Genomic DNA, 18,518 nt, shown 5'->3' with positions numbered 1-18,518 from the left:
CGCACCGGGAAAGGAGTGTGGTTCGGGCATGACCGCCCAGCTCGACGCGCGCCCACCGGTCGCACCGGCGCCCCGCACCGGCCGACCTACGCCGGGGACGCGGCTCAGCCGCCTCGACACGAGGTTCTCGCCCTACCTCTTCGTCGCCCCGTTCTTCGTGCTCTTCGCGGTGTTCGGGGTCTACCCGCTGGCCTACACGTTCTGGGTCTCCCTGCACGACTGGGACCTGCTCGGCAGCGACCACCCGTTCGTCGGCCTCGACAACTACAGCCGCCTGCTGGCGGACACCGACTTCTGGCACGCGGTCGTCAACACCCTCGGCATCTTCGTCATCTCCACGGTCCCGCAGCTACTGGCCGCGCTCTGGCTGGCCAACCTGCTCAACCGGCGGCTGCGGGCCCGGACGACGTTCCGGATGGCGGTGCTGATCCCCAACATCACCTCGACCGCCGCCGTCGCGATCGTCTTCGGGGTGCTCTTCGGCCGCGAGTTCGGCATGGTCAACTGGCTGCTCGACCTGGTCGGGATCGACGCCGTCGAGTGGAAGTCCAACCGGTTCGCGTCCTGGGTGGCCATCTCGGCGATGGTCGACTGGCGGTGGACCGGCTACAACGCGCTGATCTTCCTGGCCGCGATGCAGGCCGTCCCGCGCGACCTGTACGAGTCGGCCGCCATCGACGGCGCCGGCCGGGCCCGGCAGTTCTGGTCGATCACCGTGCCGCTGCTCAAGCCGACGATCATCTTCACCGTCATCATCTCCACCATCGGCGGGCTCCAGCTCTTCACCGAGCCCCGGCTCTTCCACTCCGGGACCAACCCGATCCGCGGCGGACCGCTGCGGGAGTCGCAGACCGTGACCATGTACATGTTCGAGAACGCCTTCGCGCCCCACTACAACTTCGGGTACGGCTCGGCGGTGGCGTGGCTGCTCTTCGCGCTGATCGCGGTCGTCGCGGCGGTCAACGTGCTGCTCCTGCGCCGGCTCGGTGCCTCGCGGCCCCCGAAGGTGGACGCGAGGCCGAAGGAAGGACCCCGATGACCCGCCTCTGGGCCGCCAGCCGGCTCACCTACGCCGCGCTGATCGCCGCCGGGGTCCTGTCGATCTTCCCGATCTACTGGATGTTCGTGGTGGCGAGCCGCTCCAACGACGCGATGGGCCAGCTCCCGCCCCCGGTCACCCCCGGCGGCAACCTCGGCGCGAACATCTCCCGCCTGCTCGGCAACACCGACGCGTACTTCGTCACCGGTTTGGTCAACTCGGCGATCGTGGCGTCCACGGTCACCGTCTCGGTGGTCTTCTTCTCCACCCTGGCCGGGTTCGCCTTCGCCAAGCTGCGGTTCCGGGGACGCAACGCGCTGCTCATGGTCATCATCGCGACGATGATGGTGCCCACCCAGCTCGGCGTCATCCCGCTCTACCTGCTGATGACCAGGCTGAACTGGAACGACCGGCTGCCGGCGGTGATCGTGCCGGCCCTGGTCACCGGCTTCGGGGTGTTCATGATGCGGCAGTACGCCGGCCAGGCCGTCAGCAACGAGCTGATCGAGGCGGCCCGGATCGACGGCTGCGGCACCGCGCGGATCTACTGGAACGTGGTGCTGCCGGCGCTGCGCCCGGCCGCCGCCGTGCTCGGGCTGCTCACCTTCATGACGACCTGGAACGACTTCCTCTGGCCGTACGCCGTCCTCAACGATCCGGAGAACCCGACCGTGCAGCTGGCGTTGCGCACCCTCTCCGACGGGTACTACACCGACATGTCCCAGGTGTTCACGGGGACGGCCATCGCCACCCTTCCGCTGCTCCTGGTCTTCGTCCTGTTCGGCCGCCAGATCATCGGCGGCATCATGGAAGGTGCGATCAAGTCGTGAGCACTCTGCGATTCCCCGAGAACTTCGTCTGGGGCGCGGCGACCGCCGCGTACCAGATCGAGGGCGCGGCCACCGCCGACGGTCGCGGCCCGTCGATCTGGGACACCTTCAGCCGTACGCCGGGCAAGGTCCACCACGGGCACACCGGCGACGTCGCCTGCGACCACTATCACCGGTACGCCGACGACGTGGCGCTGATGGCGGAGCTGGGGCTGAAGGCGTACCGCTTCTCGGTGGCCTGGCCACGGATCCAGCCCGACGGCAGCGGCCCGGTCAACCCGCGCGGCCTGGACTTCTACGACCGGCTCACCGACGCGCTGCTGGACCGGGGCATCGACCCGATCGTCACGCTCTACCACTGGGACCTGCCGCAGAACCTCCAGGACCGGGGCGGCTGGACCAACCGGGAGACCGCCGAGCACCTCGCCACGTACGCCACCGCGGTGCACGCCCGGCTCGGCGACCGGGTGCGCACCTGGACCACGCTCAACGAGCCGTGGTGCTCGGCGTACCTGGGCTACGGCAACGGGGTGCACGCCCCCGGGGAACGGGACCCGGGCGCGGCCTTCGCCGCCGTACACCACCTGTTGCTCGGGCACGGCCTGGCGGCCCGCGCGCTGCGCGCGGCCGGCGCGGAGACCGTCGGGATCACCGTCAACCCGGCCGACGTGCGCCCCGCCGACGCCGACAGCGCCGCGGACGCGGCGGCGGTCCGCCTGGTGGACGGCCTGCACAACCGGATCTTCCTCGACCCGCTGCTGCGGGCGGCCTACCCGGAGGACGTGCTGGAGCACGTGGCCCGGATCGTCGAGCCGACGTTCGTCCGGGACGGCGACGAGAAGCTGATCGCCGCCCCGATCGACCTGCTCGGGGTCAACTACTACGCGCCCACCTACGTCGCCGGCCGGCCGGACGGCGCGGGCGGCAGCGCGTATCCGGGCACCGACGGCGCGGTCGAGTTCCTGCCGCCGGTCGGGCCGCTGACCGACATGGGCTGGATGATCGAGCCGGCCGGGCTGACCCGGCTGCTGGAGCGGCTCGCCACCGACTACCCCGGCGTGCCGCTGCTGATCACCGAGAACGGCGCCGCGTTTCCCGACAAGGCCGGCACCGACGCCCCCGACGGCGCCGGGCAGGTGCTCGACGCCGACCGGATCGCCTACCTCGACGGGCACCTGCGCGCCGCGCACGAGGCGATCTCCCGAGGGGTGGACCTGCGGGGCTATCTCGTATGGTCGTTGTTGGACAACTTCGAGTGGGCCGAGGGGTACCGCCGACGGTTCGGGATCATCCACGTCGACTACCTGACCCAGCGCCGCACACCGAAGTCCAGCGCCCGGTGGTACCAGGAGGTGATCTCCCGGAACGGGCTGTGACGAGGCGGTGGTAACGGGGATGACGACGGCGCAGCGGCCGACACTGGAGGCGGTGGCCCGGCGGGCGGGGGTCTCGCGGGCGACCGTCTCCCGGGTGGTGAACGGCTCCACGACCGTCGCCGAGCCGATCCGGGAGGCGGTCCGCCGGGCGGTGGCCGAGCTGGGATACGTGCCGAACCTGGCCGCCCGCAGCCTGGTCACCCAGCGGACCGACTCGGTCGCCCTGGTGCTGCCGGAGGCCGCCACCCGGGTCTTCTCCGACGACCAGGTGTTCCCGGGCATCATCCGGGGTGCCGCCCAGGAGCTGGAGGCCGCCGACAAGCAGCTCGTGCTCATGCTCGCCGGCTCGCCGGCCGGGCACGACCGGGTGGAGCGCTACACCACCGGGCGGCACGTGGACGGGGTGCTCTTCGCCTCGCTGCACGGCGAGGACCCGCTGCCCGGCCGGCTCGCCCGGCTGGGCATCCCGGTGGTGTGCAGCGGTCGCCCGCTCGACGGCGCCGACGTGCCGTACGTCGACGTCGACCACGTCGGCGGGGTGACCACGGCGGTCCGGCACCTGATCGCGGGCGGTCGCCGGCGCATCGCCACCATCGCCGGCCCGCAGGACATGGTGGCCGGTATCGAACGGCTCACCGGCTATCGGAACACGGTCGCCGAGGCCGGGCTGCCGGAGCTGGTGGCGACCGGCGACTTCACCCGCGAGTCCGGGACGACGTCGATGCGGCAGCTCCTCGCCGAGCACCCCGACCTGGACGCGGTCTTCGCCGCCTCCGACCTGATGGCGCACGCTGCCCTGCGGGCGCTGCGCGAGGCGGGGCGGCGGGTGCCGGACGACGTGGCGGTGATCGGCTTCGACGACATTGAGACGGCCGCGTACACCGAGCCCCCGCTGACCACCGTCCGCCAGCCGATCGTGGAGCTCGGCCGGCGGATGACCCGGCTGCTGCTGCGGCTGGCCGCCGGGGAGGCGATCGAGCGGGCCGTGGTGCTCCCCACCGAGCTGGTGGTCCGCCGGTCGGCCTGATGTGTAAGGAAGGGCACCTTGTTAACGCCTTCTGTATAGGAAGGGCCCCTTCCTAACGCCGCACCCGTCCGGTGCCGGATTAATCCGTAGAGCCGCAATACGGGCGCCGGTAGCGTCGCGCGCGTGACCGCGAACCTGATCCGCGTACCTGCCCTCTCCGACGTCGCCGAGTACGCGTACGCGGCCACGGTCGAGCCGCCGGCCCGGCTCGTCTTCACCGCCGGCGCCTGCCCGCTCGACGCCGAGGGGCGGACCGTCGCGCCCGGCGACCCCGTCGGCCAGGCCCGGCAGGTGATGGCCAACCTGGAGACCGCCCTCGCGGCGGCCGGCGCCCGGCTCACCGACGTCGTCAAGACCACCGTCTACGTGGCGTCGTCCCGCCAGGCCGACCTGGTGGCCGTGTGGGAGGTGGTCCGGGACGTGTTCGGCGACCACGAGCCGCCCAGCACCCTGCTCGGGGTGGCCGTGCTCGGCTACACCGACCAACTCGTCGAGGTCGAGGCCGTCGCCGCCGTCCGCTGACGCCTCGGCCGTCCCGACGGTCCGCTCAGCCGGCGTCGTACACCCGCTGCGCCACCGCTAGGGTCTCGGCGCCGAAGAGCACCAACCGTGCCTCGGTGACGCATGCCGGGGCGGCCGGCCGGAGCACCGACAGGGCCTGCCGGACGGCGTCCTCGACCGGCCAGCCGTAGACGCCGGCCGAGATCAGCGGGAACGCCACGCTCTCCGCGCCCAGCTCGTCGGCCACCCGCAGGCTGTTCGCGTAGCAGTCGCGCAGCAGCGCCGAGCGGTCCTCGGTGGCGGACCAGACCGGCCCGACCGTGTGCACCACCCAGCGGGCCGGCAGGTTCCCGGCGGTGGTCGCCACCGCCTGGCCGGTCGGCAGCCCGCGCCCGTACCGGGAGGCGCGCAGCGCCCGGCACTCGTCGAGGATGGCCGGGCCGCCGCGCCGGTGGATCGCGCCGTCCACTCCCCCGCCGCCGAGCAACGACGAGTTGGCGGCGTTGACGACCACGTCAACGCGCTGGGTGGTGATGTCCCCCTCGACCAGCGTGACCTCCATGTCAGCCCGCCGTGATGGGCTGGCCGAGCGAGCGGCGGGCCAACAGGGTCGCCCCGGCGACGGCGGCCGGCATGACCAGCACCGCGCCGAGCGGGATCAGGAAGCAGACGAAGACCGCCACCCCGAAGCCGAGCGTGGTCGGCCGGTCCGCCTTGAGGATCGACCGGCGCTCCGGCAGCCGCATCCCGCGCCGGTAGAAGGGGGCGCCGACCAGTTCCACGGCGAGCAGCCAGCCGCCGACCGCCGCGCCGATCACCGGCACCACGGTCTGGCCGACCACCGGGACGAACCCGGCGGCGAAGAGCGGGATGCCGAACAGCACCGACAGGCCCACCAGCCGTACCGAGTCGGCGAGGCTGCGCCGCAGCGACGGCCAGAACGCCACGTCGACCGCACCGGGCGTGCCGCCGAGGCGCTCCTCGACCCGTTCGGAGATCTTCTCGTAGAACGGGTCGCCGATGACCAGGGTGACCGCGGTGAAGCTGACCACCGCGAGCAGGCCGCCGATGCCGAGGAAGGCCAGCCCGGCGACCACCCGGACCAGGTTGCGCCAGGTGGCCGACCAGTCGTCGGCGAACGGCGTGACCAGCGCGGCCAGGTCGTCGACGAAGTACGCCAGGGTGGCGAACGCGGCCACGAAGAGCACACCGGAGATCAGCGCCGGCACGATACCGAGCAGCATCAGCCCGGGGCTGCGGACATAGAGGCCGAGGCCGCGCAGGAGCAGGCCCACGCCGGTGAAGAACCGGCCGACGGCGCCGGTCACGGGCGCGGCGATACGGGGTGCGTTCACGACCGCAGAGCCTAGTGGCCGCCGCCGGGCGACGCCCCGACAGCGGCCGTACGGCATCGGGGCAGGATGGACGGGTGCGGGCGGCCCGGTTGATCTCGTTGGTGTTGCTGCTCCAGGCGCGGGAGACGATGACCGCGGCCGAGCTGGCGCGGGAGTTGGAGGTGTCCGAGCGGACCGTCTACCGGGACGTGCTGGCGCTCTCCGCCGCCGGGGTGCCGGTCTACTCCGACCGGGGGCGGACCGGCGGCTACCGGCTGCTCGGCGGCTACCGGACCCGGTTGACCGGGCTGACCCGGGACGAGGCGGAGGCGCTCTTCCTGGCCGGGCTGCGCGGGCCGGCCGGCGACATGGGGCTCGCCGACGCGGTGGCCTCGGCCGAGTTGAAGGTGCTGGCCGCGCTGCCGCCCGCGCTGCGTGACGCGCCGGCCCGCACCGGGCAGCGGTTCCACTTGGACGTGCCGGGCTGGTTCCGGGAGGTGGGGCCGCCGCCGTGGCTGACCGAGCTGGCCGGGGCGGTCTGGCGGGACCGGGTGGTCGAGCTGCGCTACCGGCGCGGGGACCGCGAGGTTACCCGGGAGCTGTCCCCGTACGGCCTGGTGCTCAAGAGCGGCGTCTGGTACCTGGTCGGCCGGGTCGGCGACGACGTGCGCACGTACCGGGTGGACCGGGTGACCGAGGTTGCGGTGCGCGGGGAGACGTTCGACCGGGACGAGGGCTTCGACCTGGCCCGGTACTGGCGGGAGCAGGCCGAGGCGTTCCTCCGGGGCATGCTGCGGGACCGGGTCACCGTCCGGCTGAGCCCCGCCGGCCTGCGCCAGCTCCGGCACCTGGCCGACGCCCCCTTCGCGTACGACGAGGCGGTCGCCGCCGCCGACGGGCCCGACGGGCAGGGCCGGGTGGTGACCCGGCTGCCCGTCGAGTCCGTCGACGTGGCGTACAGCCAGTTGCTGGCGTTGGGGCCGGAGGTCGAGGTGCTCGACCCGCCGGAGCTGCGGGCGCGACTGGCCGAGGCCACGTCCCGCGCCGCCGCGCTCTACGCGACGCGGCCTCGGCCCGGGACCGCGCGGACGGACGCCGACGGTCAGCGGTAGCCGGTGACGTCGGCCGGCTTGCCCGGGTCCTGCACCTCGACCAGGTACCGCCAGGCGTCCGGCCGGCTGCCGTCGAGGTCGGTGAAGCCGTACACCTTGGCCAGCTCGCCGCTGGACACGGACCGTCCGTTCCAGCGGCCCCGGTCCTCGTCGGCCGCCAGGGCGGCCACCGCGCGCCCGACGAACGCCGGCGACTCCGAGATGGCGAAGTGCGGCTGCTTGTCCAGGGCGTCCCGCCAGTTCTCCTCGGTGACGCCGAAGAGCTCCAGCATCGACTCCGACCGGAGCCAGCCCGGGGTCAGCGCGACGGCGGTGCACCCGTGCGGCGCCACCTCGTGCGCCCAACTCGCCGCGAGCCGGTTCACCGAGACCTTCGCGAGGTCGTAGAAGACCGAGAGCCGGTAGTTGGCGTCGTTGTACTCCCTGGTGCCGTCGCCGACCTCCACCACCAGGCCGCCGGGGCGGCGGATCAGCAGCGGCAAGGCGAAGTGGCTGGTGATGATGTGCGTGTCGATCGCCAGCCGCAGGGTGCGGAAGCCGGCGTCCAGCGGCTGCTCCCACACCGGTTTCTCCCAGGTGATCAGCGGGTCGCCGCCCCAGATGTCGTTCACCAGCACGTCGAGCCGGCCCTGCTCGGCGTCGATCCGCGCGACCAGGTCGCGGACCTGCTCGGGCACGAGGTGGTCGACCCGGACGGCGATGCCGGTGCCGCCGGCCGCCGTGACCAGCTCGGCGGTCTCCTCGATGGTCTCCGGCCGGTCCATCTCGGAGCGGCCGGCCCGGGTGCTGCGGCCGGTGGCGTAGACGGTGGCGCCGGCCGCGCCCAACTGGACGGCGATCTGCCGGCCGGCGCCCCGTGTCGCCCCGGCGACGAGCGCGATCTTCCCTGTCAGCGGTGTCGTCATGCCCGCCAGCCTGTCAGCGATACCTGACAGCGGAAGTCCGGTTTTCCGCACCCGGGGCCGTGCGTCATGCTCGGCGGCATGCACCTGCTGCTCTCCGGCATCGTCGGCTCGGTCGCGTACGGGCTGGCCGGGCCGGGCTCCGACGTCGACCGGATCGGCGTCTTCGCCGCGCCCACCGTCGCGTTCCACGGCCTGCGCCCGCCCCGCGAGTCGGTGGTGACCACCGCCCCCGACACGACCCTGCACGAGGCCGCGAAGTGGTGCCGGCTCGCGTTGAGCGGCAACCCGACCGCCACCGAGCTGGCCTGGCTGCCGGACGACTGCTACGAGACCCGGACGGAGTTCGGCGATCGGCTGATCGCCATCCGGTCGGCGTTCCTCAGCGCGCCCCGCGTCCGCGACGCCTACCTCGGCTACGCCGGCCAGCAGTTCCGCAAGCTGGAGTCCCGGGGCGACGGCACGTTCTCGGCCGACACGCGGCGGCGGACCGCCAAGCACGCCCGGCACCTGGCCCGGCTGGTGCACCAGGGCCGGCTGCTCTACAGGACCGGCGTGCTGGAGATCCGGCTCGCCGACCCCGGGTGGTTCCGGGCATTCGGCGATCGGGTGGCCGACGGCGAACTGGAGGAGGCGCGCACGCTGCTCGCCGAGGCGGAACGCGACTTCGACCGCGCCCGCTCCCCGCTGCCGGACCGCCCCGACGAGGCCACCGTGGAGCGCTGGCTGCTCGACGTCCGCGCCGCCCACCTGCCGCCCGAGCTGACCGCGCCCTGAGCCGCGCCCCCACTCCCCCCGGTTCCGAGGAATCCGGCGGGCGGCGGGCGGCGGGCGGCGGGCGGCGGGCGGCGGGCGGCGGGCGGCGGGCGGCGGGCGGCGGGCGGCGGGCGGCGGGGCATTGTCCACGCCGCGCTGTCGAGCTGCCCCGTCCATGGGACCGTTTCGAGGCGGCGGACCGACGGGCCGGACGCGCCGCCGGGCCTGCCCCTATCCGTGGGGCAGCTCGACAGGGCGCGGCAGGACGGGTCTGCGCAGTTGGCCGACCACCGTCGTCCCGCGCTGAGCCCGCCAGCGAACGCCGCCGCGCCGAAGCCCGTCGACAGTCCCGCCGCGCCGGGGACTGAGCCCGCCGCGCCGAGGCTCTGGCCGTCCGCCCGGGACCGGGCCGCAATGCGGTTGGGCCGGCCGGAGCACGCTGCTAGTCTGCTCGGGCGTCCTCGATCTTGGAAGGGAGGTGGGCACCGTGTTCATCACGACATCGCTGTGCTCCCACCCGGCCGCGAGGACGCCACGGTCCTGACCCGGGAGCACGTCACACCCGGAAGGATCCCCATGACCGACCTGGTCATCCGCCCACTCACCGTGGGCGAGGAAAAACTGTTCGACTCGCTGCCCGACCCCGGGCTGGTGGGCCGCGCCGCGTTCGGCCAGAACTACTCCGACATGGCCGCCGACAGCCAGTACCGTCCCGAGTGGAGTTGGGTGGCCCTGCGCGGCGACCTGGTGGTGGCCCGCGCCGCCTGGTGGGGCGGGCCGGACGACGCCGCGCCGCTGGCCCTCGACTGGTTCGACTTCACCGACCGGGAGGCGGCGGTCCGGCTGCTCCGGACCGCGCCGCTGCGGGCCGAGTACTCGCTCTCGGTGCCGCCCGGCTGGCGGGACGACCCGGCGGTCCGTGCCCAGGCCGAGGCCCGGATCGACGCCGCGACGGCAGCCGGCATGTCGGTGCTCGTCGAGCGGTATCGCTACCGCTGGAAGCCGGAGTGCGGGCTGCCCGCCCGTCCCGGCCGGCTGGAGTTCCGACCGGAGCCGGACGACGCCGTGATCCTCGACGTGCTGCGCCGGGTGGGCGAGGAGAGCCTCGACGCGCACACCCGGCACACCGCCGCCGAGCACGGGCCGGACGCGGCGGCGCAGGAGGAACTCGACCTGTTGCGCTGGCTGCCGAGCCCGCGCGACTGGTGGCGGCTGGCCTGGACGCCCGAGGGCGAACTGGTCGGCGTCACCGTGCCGGCCCGCAACCACAGCGACCCGATCGTCGGCTTCGTCGGCGTGGTGCCCGAGCAGCGTGGGCACGGGTACGCGTACGACCTGCTGGTCGAGGCAACCAACCTGCTGGTCGAGGCGGGGATGAAGGAGATCGTGGCGGCCACCGACCAGACGAACCACCCGATGGCCGCCGCCTTCGCCAGGGCGGGCTACCCGATCGAGCGGGAGCGGATCGACCTGGTGTGACGGCTCGGCTCCCGGCGTCGGTGTCCGGCGCCGGGAGCCACCGGGTCAGTCGGTCAGCCGTACGCGGACGCGACGGTTGGCGCGGCCCTTGCTCTCCACCTTGACCACCTGCACCTTGCCGATCTGCGCGGTGGACGCGACGTGCGTGCCGCCGTCGGCCTGGACGTCCAGCCCGACGATGTCGACGATCCGGACCTCCTGCTCGCTCGGCGGGATCAGGTTGGACTGGGTCCGGATGATGTCCGGCAGGGCGAGCGCCTCGGCCCGGGGCAGCACCCGCACGGCGACCGCCCGGTCGGCGGCCACCTCGGTGTTGACCAGCTCCTCGATGCGGCTCTTGAAGTCGGGCGGCACCTCGGGCAGGTTGAAGTCCATCCGGGCCTCGCCCGGCTCCATGTTGCCGCCGGTGACGAGCGCGCCGAAGTCGCGGAACACCACTCCGCAGAGCACGTGCAGCCCGGAGTGGGTCCGCATCAGCCGGGTGCGCCGCTCGTCCTCGACGGCACCGGTCACCGGGGTGCCGGCCAGCGGCAGCGGGTCGCCCTCGGCCGGGATCAGCCAGAGGTCGTCGCCCTTGCGGGTGCCGACGATCCGGGTCTGCACCCCCTGCCAGAGCAGTACGCCGTGGTCCGGCGGCTGCCCGCCACCGCCCGGGTAGAACGCCGACCGGTCCAGCACGATGCCCTGCTCCGGGTCGGCGTGCAGCACGGTGCACTCCCACTCCCGCAGCGTCGGGTCGGCGAGGTCCAGCCGGTGCGTACGACCGTGGTGTGTGACGCCCATGTCAGGGCACGTTACTCGTTGAGGAAGGCGGATATCCGGCTGCGCAGGTCGGCGCGTTCCGTCCAGAGGACGCCGGGCCGGTCGTACACGTGCAGGGTGGCCCGGGGCAGCGCGGCCGCGAGCTGCTCGGCGACCTCGACCGGGTGCAGGTCGTCGCCGGCGCAGCCGATCACCAGGGCGGGCGCGGTGACCGCGGCCAGCGACCCGGCGTCGCGCAGCGGCGCCTGCTCGGGCAGGCTGGCGAGCCCGGGGGCGAGCCCGTCGCGGAGGAGCTGGTCGAGCCGCTGGCGCAGGTAGGCCCAGCCGGCCGGGGTGTTGCGTACCGCCGGCGGCAGCTCCGCCTGGACCACGTCGGCGACGGCGGAGGCGTCCCCGCTATCGACGGCGTCGAACAACGCGGTCAGCCGGGCCCGGGCGACCTCGCCGCGCGGCCGGTCCAGCACCGCCGGCAGGAAGAAGACCAGCCGCTCGAAGCGTTCGGGGCTCTCGGCGAGCAGCCGGCAGAGCGCACCCGCGCCGAGGCTGGCGCCGAAGGCCCGGGTGGCGCCGCCCAGGTCGGCGACCGCGCGCAGGTCGCGGGCGAGGTCCAGGTAGCTCCACGGGCCGGGTGGCGCGTCGGAGCGGCCGTGCCCGCGGAACTGGAAGAAGAGCTTGCGGCCGGTCACCCCGCTGCCGAACGGCCGGGTGGTGGCGATGCCGTTGCCCAGGCCGTGGGCGAACACGGTGGTCGGGTCACCCGCGCCGGTGACGAGCTGCTCCAGCCGTACGCCGTGCGGTGTGGCGACCAGCTCGGTCTCCGGCTCGGGCAGGGCCGGCCTGCCGGTGCGTGGGGCACCGGGGCCGGGCCCCCAGGTGCGGGGCCCGCCGTCCGGCGGGGGCGGCCAGCGGAAACCTCTCACCAGAACCCTCTGCCGTCGCTCAGGTCGCGCAGGCCGACCCGGACGTCGAGCAGGTAGATGAGACCCGCCGCGATGCCGATCAGGCCGAAGAGGCTGATCGGGCCGAAGCCGAGCAGGGTCAGCACCAGGCAGACGGCGAGGATGGCGACCCAGCCACCCTTGGGCAGGGTGCCGATGGCGGCGAAGGCGTCGGAGCGCTGGGTGATGGCGTGCACCAGGGCGACGCCCTGCACGATCAACGCGAACACGAGCAGGATCAGCTCGATCACGTAGCGGACTTCGAAGGCGAAGAGCGGCGCGGCGTGGGCCATGACGGCAAGCTTATGCCGGCGACCCCGGAAACGTCCGACAGGACGCCTCCGGGGTCGCCGGCGCAGCGGGACTACTCGGCGGCCGGGCGGGTCCGCTTGGTGGCCCGGGGCAGCTTCGCCGACGGCGTGGCGGCCGGCTTGGCGGCGGCCTTGGTGGCCCGGGGCGCCCGGGTCGCCTTCTTGGCGGCGGCCGGCTTGGCCTCCACAACCTCGGCCACGTCGGCCGGCGTCGGCACCTCGGCGGTGGTCGGGGTGGTCGGCGTCGTCGCGGCCGGCTTCGCGGCGGTCCCGGCCGGCTCGACCTCGGCCTCGGTGGCCTCGATGTCGGCGTTCACGGTCTCGGCGGCCTCCAGCACGCCGGCGCCGACGACCCGCTCACCCCGGGCGACCAGCGCGACGTACGCGGCCTGCGCCCGCTCCTGCGCGGCCTGGGCGCCGGCGACCACCACGGCGGCGTTGCGGGTCGCCACCTCGCGCAGCTTGTCCAGGTCCGCGACCTCGCGGAGCTTGTTCAGGTCCGCGACCTCGCGGAGCTTGTCGAGGTCGGCCGCCTCGCGGAGGCGCTTCAGGTCGAGGTCGGACGAGGCGGCCTTCTCCCGCAGGCCGCTGGCGGTCAGGTTCGCCGTGCGGAGCGTGTCGTTGGCCTTCTGCCGCAGCTCGAAGCCGGTGACGACGGCCTTGCCGCCCAGGTCGGCGACGACCCTGGTGCCGAGGTCGGTCACCACGGCGGGAAGCTTGCGGAGCTGCTGGAGGGCCAGTTCGCCCGCGCCGGCGGCGGCGTAGATCGGGGCCGGGATGCGGTGGGTCTTCGGCTGGGTCATCACTTCTCCTCTTCGGCCGCGTCGGCGGCCTTCCGGACCGCCCTGCGGGCGGCCTTCTTCTCGGGCGTGTCGGTCGGAGCGGGGGCGGGGCCGGCCTCGGTGACGGCGACCGACTCGAGGACGGCCTCGGTCGGGGTGCCCTCCGGCGTGGTGGGCCCGGTGGCGGCGAGGTTGGCCAGGTCCGGCGCCTCGGCGGCCTCGGGCGCGCCCGGGGTGGCGCCCTCCGGCGTGGCGCCCTCCGGCGTGGCGCCGGCGGCCGCCGCGGTCGCCTCGGCGAGCCGCGCGTTCTCCCGCCGGAACGTCTCGTAGATCTGGGTGAGGGACTGCTTCTGCGCCATCGTCAGGTCGGGGTCGACCGCGATGGCCGCGAGCACGCCCTGGCCCTCCTTGTCGTCGAGCAGCCCGGCGCGCAGGTACATCGCCGGGGTGGAGACCCGCAGCGCGCTGGCGAGCTGCTGGAGCACCTCCGCGCTCGGCTTGCGCAGGCCGCGCTCGATCTGGCTGAGGTACGGGTTGCTGACCCCCGCCTGCTCGGCGAGCTGTCGGAGCGAGATCTTCGCGTTGCGGCGCAGATCGCGAATGAACCCGCCGACGTCGGGAAGGTCTTTACCAGTGGCCATACCCCGACGGTAGCCCGCCCCGCTAGCTCTTGCAAGCAAAGTGCTAACCAGAGTTAGCGAGGTCTCACGTGTGCAAGTTGCGTGCCCGATCGCCACCTGCGTACCTTCCTGCGATGACCAAGATCGAAGTGAACGGCGCGCTGCTCGCGTACGACGACACCGGTAGCGGCACCCCCGTCGTCCTGCTGCACGCGGGGATCGCGGACCGCCGGATGTGGCGGGGACAGATCGGCCCGCTGGCCGAGCGGCACCGGGTGATCGCCCTGGACCTGCGCGGCTACGGCGACTCGGAGCTGCCACCCGCCCCGTTCGCCCACCACGACGACGTGGCGGGGCTGCTCGACGCGCTCGACCTCCCCCGGGCCGCCCTGGTCGGCTGCTCGTTCGGCGGCGCGGTCGCCATCGACACCGCGCTGGCCCACCCCGACCGGGTGACCGCGCTCGCCCTGCTCGGCACCGCCGTCTCCGGGCACGAGTGGTCCGAGGAGGCGAACGGCCTCTGGGACACCCTGGTGGGCGAGGTCGACCCGGAGGACTTCGCCGCCAGCGCCGCCGGTGAGGTGCGGTTCTGGGTGGTCGGCCCCGGACGCCGTCCGGAGGACGTCGACCCGGAGCTGGTCGCGTTCGCCGTCGAGATGGACCGGCGGGCGCTCGCCGCCGAGCAGGCACTCAGCGCGGTGGACGTCGCCGAACTCGACCCGCCCGCGATCGGGCGCCTCGGTGAGCTGCGGGTGCCGGTCCTGGTCACCGCCGGCGCTGCGGACGTGCCCGACATCAACCGGCTCGCGGACCGGATCGCAGCCGAGGCACCGGGCGCGACCCGCCTGCCCGACGTGCCGGACGCGGCCCACCTGCTGCCGCTGGAGCGTCCCGCCCCGGTCAACGCCGCCCTGCTCGATTTCCTGCCCTGACGCCCGACCCGGCCCGGTGCTCGGCGGTCGGTGCGCTGACCGTCGCGGCGCCGGCCGGGCGTCCGGCGTCGGCGGGCTGGGCGTCGCGGCATCGCCGGGCTGACCGTCGCAGCGTCGCCGGTTGACCCTCGCGGCATCGCCGGGCTGGCGTCCGGCGTCGGCGGGTGACCGTCGGTCGCGGCGTCGCCGGGCAGGGCGCGCGGCGGCGGCTACCAGACGGGGCGTACGGCGCCGACCGGGAGGCCGCCGCCGAAGAGCGGCACCTCGGCGTACTCCGCCAGCACCGGGGCGTCCAGGCCGAGGCGGCGCAGGGCAGAGACCAGCACCGGCATCCGCGCCCGGCCCGCACCGTCGTCGATCTTGAGGGCGACAGCGCCGGTCCCGGGCACCGCGACGGCGATGACGCCCTCGGCGCCCACCTTGGCGAGCAGCCCGGGGACGCCGCGCATCAGCCGGGTGTCGTCGGCCTGGGTGCCGCCGACGATCTCCGGGTGGGCGCGCATCGCGTCGGCCACCGTCCGGGGCAGGGCGCCGGGCTCCGCGGAGACCAGTCGGAGGTACGCCCCGGCCAGGCCGGTCAGGGACACCGCCAGCACCGGAGCGCCGCAGCCGTCCACCCCGACCGCCGCCGCCCGCTCGCCGGTGAACTCCTCGACCGCGTCGCGGAGCCGCTGCTGCAACGGGTGCTCCGGGCGCCAGTACCCGTCGAGCGGCCAGCCGGCCGCCAGGCAGGTCAGCAGCATCCCGCTGTGCTTGCCGGAGCAGTTCATCTGCGTACGGGTGGGACCGCCGCCGGCGCGCAGCACGGCGGCCCGCGCGTCCTCGCCCACCGGCAGGTCCGGCGGGCAGTGCAGGGCCGACTCGTCCAGCCCCGCGCCGGCCAGCAGCGCGCCGACCCGGGCCAGGTGGAAGTCCTCCCCGGCGTGGCTGGCCGCGACCAGCGCCACGTCCGCCGGGTCGGTCAGCGCCAGCCCGGCGCGGAGCATCCCGACCGCCTGCATCGGCTTGTTGGACGAGCGCGGGAAGACCGGGGAGGTCACGTCCCCGGCACCGGCCACCGACGCGCCGTCGGCGTCGAGCACCACCACCGAGCCCCGGTGCACGCCCTCGACGAACCCGGACCGGACCACCTCGGCGAGCGGCACGCCGCCCTCGTACGTCTTTCCCACGGTGTGGACGGTACCGACCGCCCGGCCGCCCCCGGCGGGCGGGTGACCAGGCAGTCGACACCCGGGCGTACAGGAGCGTCGGCGGGGCCGCCGCTTACCGACCGGCGGCCGGCACGCCGAGCAGCCCACGCGCCTCGGCGGTGGTCAGCGGCGGCCGCTGGGCGAGCTGGGCGAAGCCGACAGCCCGGGCGACGAGCTGCATGTTGGACTCCACCGGGCGGCCCTTGGCGTAGGTCACCGTGTCCTCCATGCCGACGCGCAGGTGCCCGCCGGCCGAGAGCGACGCCAGCATGACCGGGATGGTGCTGCGGCCGATGCCGGTGGCCGAGAAGGTCGTGCCCTCGGGCAGGTCGCGCAGCGCCTGGTGGGCGGCGACCAGCGCCGAGGTGGTGCCCGGCATGCCGCCCGGCACGCCCATCACGAAGTCGACGTGCACGTGCCCGCCGGCCGGCAGGCCGTACTTGCCGAGCAGGCGCTGCAACGCGGTCAGGTGGCCGAGGTCGAAGATCTCGTACTCCGGCACGATGCCGCGCTCCTGCATCCGGGTGTGCAGGTCGACGATGAACTCCCACCGGTTGAGGAAGACGTCGTCGCCGAAGTTGAGCGTGCCCATCGTGCAGGAGGCCATGTCGGGCCCCGCGTCGAGCACGGCGAGCCGGTCGGCCTCCGGGTCGGTCACCGCGCCGCCGGAGGAGAGTTGCACGATCAGGTCGGTGCTCTCCCGCAGCGCCGCCACGGTCTCCCGCAGCCGCCCCTGGTCCAGGGTCGGCTTCGCCTCGTCGTCGCGGATGTGGACGTGGATCACGGCGGCGCCGAGCGCCTCGCACTCCTTGGCGGTGAGCAGCAGCTCGTCGAGCGTCACCGGCAGCGCCGGCACCTCCGCCTTGGCCGACTCCGCGCCGGTGGGGGCAACCGTGATCAACGTCCCTGTCGTCATGCCCGGATCCTAGACCGAGGTCAGGGAGCCAGTCGACCGGAACTTTTCCGGCCTCGGCGCCGCGAAGGAGAGATTCTTTCGCCGCCGGAGTGTTAGGCCGGATCGATCGCGGCGGCGGTCTCGCCGACGAGCAGGCGGGCGTCGTCGGCGACGTTGCGCTTGACCACGGCCAGGGCGACCTGGCCCAGCTCGTGGTGGTGCACGGCGGTGCCGACGAAGCCGACCGCCCGGCCGTCGAGGGTCACCGGCGTGCCGGCGACCGGCGGCTGGTCGGTGGTGACCCCGTCCAGGTGCAGCAGGACGAGCCGACGCGGCGGCCGGCCCATGTTGTGCACCCGGGCCACGGTCTCCTGGCCCCGGTAGCAGCCCTTGTCGAGGTGCACGGCGGGGGCGACCAGGTCCACCTCGGCCGGGATCGTCCGGTGGTCGGTGTCCACCCCGACCCGGGCCCGCCGGGCGGCCACCCGCACCGCCTCGTACGCCCACAGCCCGGCCACCGGCACCCCGTTGCCGCGCAGCTGGGTGACCACCTGTTCCATCGCGGCCCGGGGCACGAGCAGGTCCACGCCCAGCGGGCCGCGTCGCGCCCACCCGCCGACCGGGAGCGGCTTGACGTCGTACAGCGCGGTCGGCCGGGGCGGCACCTCGCCGGAGCGGAACTTCGGGCCGGGCACCGCGACCACGTCGGGGGCGGCCAGCCCGGCCGCGCCGAGCGTCTCCACCGCGGCGGGGGCCTCCGGCCCGACCAGCGAGAGCAGCGCGTGCTCGCCGGTCGCGTCGCGCGGCTCGACCCGGCTGAAGAACCGCATCTTCTCGAGGTAGGACAGCAGGCCGGTGGTGGCGCCCGGCTCGGTGTCGAGCCAGGTGGTGATGCCGTCCTCGGCCACCATGGCGTGCTGCTCGACGTGCCCGTGCGGCGAGAGCACCAGCAGCTCGGTGCCCTGGCCGGCGGCGAGCTGCGCCAGGTGCTGGGTGGTGAGGGTGTGCAGCCAGCCGATCCGCTCCTCGCCAGGCACCGCGACGACGCCCCGGTGCGAGCGGTCGACCAGGCCGACCGCGGTCTCGAGGGTGCGCTGCTCGCGCATCGGGTCGCCGTAGTGCGCGGCCACCCCCCGGACGCCGGCCGCCACGTGCGCCGGCTCGGGCTGGTCCCGGCTGGCCTCGTCGATGCTCTCGACGCTCACCGCGCCCGCGATGTCGATCATTTCCGGTCCCCGTTCTCGCAGCGGTCGCAGACGCCGAAGAGGGAGACATGGCCGATGTCCACCCGGAACCCGCGCTGCTGCGCCAACCGGTCGGCCAGCGGGCGCAGCAGCTCCGGATCGATCTCGTCGATCGCGCCGCACTCCCGGCAGACAAGGTGGACGTGCTGGTCCTCGCCGGCCGCATGGTAGGTCGGCGAGCCGTGCGAGAGGTGGGTGTGGGTGACCAGGCCAAGCCGTTCCAGCAGCTCCAGCGTGCGGTAGATGGTGGTGATGTTGACCCCCGCGGCCACCTCCCGGACGGCCGTGTGCACCTGCTCCGGGGTGGCGTGCCCCAGGTCGAGCACGGCCTGGAGGACCAGTTGCCGCTGCGCCGTCAGCCGCAGCCCACGGGCGCGGAGCATTTCCGCGAGGGAGGATTCGGACACCGTCCGATCATAGTTCGCCCGACCGCCCCGGCCGCCGGGTCGAACGGCCCGTCGAGTTCCCGCGCCACCGGTGACGGCGTC

The 18,518-nt window shown here is 74.2% G+C and carries 21 protein-coding genes; 9 read left to right on the top strand and 12 right to left on the bottom strand.

Annotated elements, in window-relative coordinates:
- Window positions 1–28 precede the first annotated feature (28 nt).
- From ACGFZ2_RS24790 to ACGFZ2_RS24770, 5 genes are all read left to right on the top strand, one after another.
- Window positions 29–1,039 carry a carbohydrate ABC transporter permease gene (locus tag ACGFZ2_RS24790; RefSeq protein WP_393457322.1) on the top strand — a complete coding sequence of 337 codons (1,011 nt, stop codon included), beginning with the start codon at window positions 29–31 and terminating at the stop codon, window positions 1,037–1,039.
- A complete protein-coding gene (locus ACGFZ2_RS24785) occupies window positions 1,036–1,869 on the top strand; it encodes a carbohydrate ABC transporter permease (RefSeq protein ID WP_393264744.1) in 834 nt (277 codons plus the stop codon). Before ACGFZ2_RS24790 ends, ACGFZ2_RS24785 begins: the two co-directional genes overlap by 4 nt.
- Window positions 1,866–3,245 (top strand): GH1 family beta-glucosidase, encoded by a 1,380-nt coding sequence (locus tag ACGFZ2_RS24780; protein ID WP_393457318.1) that lies wholly within the window; start codon window positions 1,866–1,868, stop codon window positions 3,243–3,245. Before ACGFZ2_RS24785 ends, ACGFZ2_RS24780 begins: the two co-directional genes overlap by 4 nt.
- A 19-nt stretch (window positions 3,246–3,264) precedes the next feature.
- The gene (locus tag ACGFZ2_RS24775; RefSeq protein WP_393457315.1) at window positions 3,265–4,272 is read left to right on the top strand and encodes a LacI family DNA-binding transcriptional regulator; all 1,008 of its coding nucleotides are present in this window, start codon (window positions 3,265–3,267) and stop codon (window positions 4,270–4,272) included.
- A 123-nt stretch (window positions 4,273–4,395) separates the two neighbouring features.
- Window positions 4,396–4,794 (top strand): RidA family protein, encoded by a 399-nt coding sequence (locus ACGFZ2_RS24770; RefSeq protein WP_393457312.1) that lies wholly within the window; start codon window positions 4,396–4,398, stop codon window positions 4,792–4,794.
- A gap of 25 nt (window positions 4,795–4,819) precedes the next feature.
- On the opposite strand, the gene ACGFZ2_RS24765 is transcribed toward ACGFZ2_RS24770, so the two are convergent.
- Together ACGFZ2_RS24765 and ACGFZ2_RS24760 are read right to left on the bottom strand one after the other, a co-directional pair.
- Window positions 4,820–5,335: an O-acetyl-ADP-ribose deacetylase gene (locus ACGFZ2_RS24765; RefSeq protein WP_393457309.1), complete on the bottom strand. Its 516-nt coding sequence runs from the start codon at window positions 5,333–5,335 to the stop codon at window positions 4,820–4,822.
- A gap of 1 nt (window position 5,336) precedes the next feature.
- Window positions 5,337–6,128: an EI24 domain-containing protein gene (locus tag ACGFZ2_RS24760; protein WP_393457306.1), complete on the bottom strand. Its 792-nt coding sequence runs from the start codon at window positions 6,126–6,128 to the stop codon at window positions 5,337–5,339.
- 74 nt (window positions 6,129–6,202) lie between these two features.
- Between ACGFZ2_RS24760 and ACGFZ2_RS24755 the strand changes: the two genes are divergently transcribed.
- The gene (locus ACGFZ2_RS24755) at window positions 6,203–7,219 is read left to right on the top strand and encodes a helix-turn-helix transcriptional regulator (protein WP_393457303.1); all 1,017 of its coding nucleotides are present in this window, start codon (window positions 6,203–6,205) and stop codon (window positions 7,217–7,219) included.
- Here the strand turns inward: ACGFZ2_RS24755 and ACGFZ2_RS24750 are convergent.
- Window positions 7,210–8,124: an SDR family oxidoreductase gene (locus tag ACGFZ2_RS24750; protein WP_393457300.1), complete on the bottom strand. Its 915-nt coding sequence runs from the start codon at window positions 8,122–8,124 to the stop codon at window positions 7,210–7,212. The two genes, ACGFZ2_RS24755 and ACGFZ2_RS24750, sit on opposite strands and share 10 nt — an antisense overlap.
- Window positions 8,125–8,202: 78 nt before the next feature.
- Here ACGFZ2_RS24750 and ACGFZ2_RS24745 point away from each other — a divergent pair, with 78 nt between their 5' ends.
- Window positions 8,203–8,898, top strand: coding sequence for a DNA polymerase beta superfamily protein (locus ACGFZ2_RS24745; RefSeq protein ID WP_393457297.1), 696 nt, complete (start codon window positions 8,203–8,205; stop codon window positions 8,896–8,898).
- Window positions 8,899–9,453: 555 nt separating this feature from the next.
- Complete coding sequence (locus tag ACGFZ2_RS24740) at window positions 9,454–10,356, top strand: GNAT family N-acetyltransferase (protein ID WP_393457294.1); 903 nt, start codon at window positions 9,454–9,456, stop codon at window positions 10,354–10,356.
- 45 nt (window positions 10,357–10,401) lie between these two features.
- Here ACGFZ2_RS24740 and ACGFZ2_RS24735 read toward each other — a convergent pair whose 3' ends face one another.
- The 5 genes from ACGFZ2_RS24735 to ACGFZ2_RS24715 form a co-directional block, all read right to left on the bottom strand.
- Complete coding sequence (locus ACGFZ2_RS24735; RefSeq protein ID WP_393457291.1) at window positions 10,402–11,139, bottom strand: alanyl-tRNA editing protein; 738 nt, start codon at window positions 11,137–11,139, stop codon at window positions 10,402–10,404.
- A gap of 11 nt (window positions 11,140–11,150) precedes the next feature.
- Window positions 11,151–12,038, bottom strand: a complete 888-nt coding sequence (locus tag ACGFZ2_RS24730; protein WP_393457288.1) for an alpha/beta fold hydrolase — start codon at window positions 12,036–12,038, stop codon at window positions 11,151–11,153.
- The gene (locus ACGFZ2_RS24725) at window positions 12,035–12,349 is read right to left on the bottom strand and encodes a DUF2516 family protein (RefSeq protein WP_357696340.1); all 315 of its coding nucleotides are present in this window, start codon (window positions 12,347–12,349) and stop codon (window positions 12,035–12,037) included. Before ACGFZ2_RS24725 ends, ACGFZ2_RS24730 begins: the two co-directional genes overlap by 4 nt.
- Before the next feature lie 71 nt (window positions 12,350–12,420).
- Window positions 12,421–13,173 carry a hypothetical protein gene (locus ACGFZ2_RS24720; RefSeq protein WP_393264721.1) on the bottom strand — a complete coding sequence of 251 codons (753 nt, stop codon included), beginning with the start codon at window positions 13,171–13,173 and terminating at the stop codon, window positions 12,421–12,423.
- Window positions 13,170–13,790, bottom strand: a complete 621-nt coding sequence (locus ACGFZ2_RS24715) for a helix-turn-helix domain-containing protein (protein WP_393457285.1) — start codon at window positions 13,788–13,790, stop codon at window positions 13,170–13,172. The genes ACGFZ2_RS24720 and ACGFZ2_RS24715 overlap by 4 nt, the downstream gene beginning before the upstream one ends.
- A gap of 113 nt (window positions 13,791–13,903) precedes the next feature.
- Here ACGFZ2_RS24715 and ACGFZ2_RS24710 point away from each other — a divergent pair, with 113 nt between their 5' ends.
- On the top strand, window positions 13,904–14,701 hold the full coding sequence (locus ACGFZ2_RS24710; protein WP_393264716.1) for an alpha/beta fold hydrolase: 798 nt from the start codon (window positions 13,904–13,906) through the stop codon (window positions 14,699–14,701).
- Window positions 14,702–14,910: 209 nt separating this feature from the next.
- Here ACGFZ2_RS24710 and ACGFZ2_RS24705 read toward each other — a convergent pair whose 3' ends face one another.
- The 4 genes from ACGFZ2_RS24705 to ACGFZ2_RS24690 form a co-directional block, all read right to left on the bottom strand.
- The gene (locus ACGFZ2_RS24705) at window positions 14,911–15,870 is read right to left on the bottom strand and encodes an asparaginase (protein WP_393457282.1); all 960 of its coding nucleotides are present in this window, start codon (window positions 15,868–15,870) and stop codon (window positions 14,911–14,913) included.
- 94 nt (window positions 15,871–15,964) lie between these two features.
- Window positions 15,965–16,807, bottom strand: a complete 843-nt coding sequence (locus ACGFZ2_RS24700) for a 3-keto-5-aminohexanoate cleavage protein (RefSeq protein ID WP_393457279.1) — start codon at window positions 16,805–16,807, stop codon at window positions 15,965–15,967.
- A gap of 92 nt (window positions 16,808–16,899) precedes the next feature.
- Window positions 16,900–18,012, bottom strand: coding sequence for a YgfZ/GcvT domain-containing protein (locus tag ACGFZ2_RS24695; RefSeq protein WP_393264710.1), 1,113 nt, complete (start codon window positions 18,010–18,012; stop codon window positions 16,900–16,902).
- Window positions 18,009–18,437, bottom strand: a complete 429-nt coding sequence (locus ACGFZ2_RS24690) for a Fur family transcriptional regulator (RefSeq protein WP_350706946.1) — start codon at window positions 18,435–18,437, stop codon at window positions 18,009–18,011. The genes ACGFZ2_RS24695 and ACGFZ2_RS24690 overlap by 4 nt, the downstream gene beginning before the upstream one ends.
- Window positions 18,438–18,518 lie beyond the last annotated feature (81 nt).

It is taken from the genome of Micromonospora sp. NPDC048063, from assembly GCF_043202855.1.
Lineage (GTDB): Bacteria > Actinomycetota > Actinomycetes > Mycobacteriales > Micromonosporaceae > Micromonospora.
The sequence above is the reverse complement of the archived record's forward strand: the minus strand, read 5'-3'. Positions and strand labels throughout refer to the sequence as shown.

Bases quoted from the DNA above. Each gene is read 5' to 3' on its own strand.
- ACGFZ2_RS24790 (WP_393457322.1), top strand. From the start codon at position 29: ATGACCGCCCAGCTCGACGCGCGCCCACCGGTCGCACCGGCGCCCCGC.
- ACGFZ2_RS24785 (WP_393264744.1), top strand. From the start codon at position 1,036: ATGACCCGCCTCTGGGCCGCCAGCCGGCTCACCTACGCCGCGCTGATC.
- ACGFZ2_RS24775 (WP_393457315.1), top strand. From the start codon at position 3,265: ATGACGACGGCGCAGCGGCCGACACTGGAGGCGGTGGCCCGGCGGGCG.
- ACGFZ2_RS24765 (WP_393457309.1), bottom strand. From the start codon at position 5,335: ATGGAGGTCACGCTGGTCGAGGGGGACATCACCACCCAGCGCGTTGAC.
- ACGFZ2_RS24750 (WP_393457300.1), bottom strand. From the start codon at position 8,124: ATGACGACACCGCTGACAGGGAAGATCGCGCTCGTCGCCGGGGCGACA.
- ACGFZ2_RS24745 (WP_393457297.1), top strand. From the start codon at position 8,203: ATGCACCTGCTGCTCTCCGGCATCGTCGGCTCGGTCGCGTACGGGCTG.
- ACGFZ2_RS24740 (WP_393457294.1), top strand. From the start codon at position 9,454: ATGACCGACCTGGTCATCCGCCCACTCACCGTGGGCGAGGAAAAACTG.
- ACGFZ2_RS24735 (WP_393457291.1), bottom strand. From the start codon at position 11,139: ATGGGCGTCACACACCACGGTCGTACGCACCGGCTGGACCTCGCCGAC.
- ACGFZ2_RS24725 (WP_357696340.1), bottom strand. From the start codon at position 12,349: ATGGCCCACGCCGCGCCGCTCTTCGCCTTCGAAGTCCGCTACGTGATC.
- ACGFZ2_RS24715 (WP_393457285.1), bottom strand. From the start codon at position 13,790: ATGGCCACTGGTAAAGACCTTCCCGACGTCGGCGGGTTCATTCGCGAT.
- ACGFZ2_RS24710 (WP_393264716.1), top strand. From the start codon at position 13,904: ATGACCAAGATCGAAGTGAACGGCGCGCTGCTCGCGTACGACGACACC.
- ACGFZ2_RS24700 (WP_393457279.1), bottom strand. From the start codon at position 16,807: ATGACGACAGGGACGTTGATCACGGTTGCCCCCACCGGCGCGGAGTCG.
- ACGFZ2_RS24695 (WP_393264710.1), bottom strand. From the start codon at position 18,012: ATGATCGACATCGCGGGCGCGGTGAGCGTCGAGAGCATCGACGAGGCC.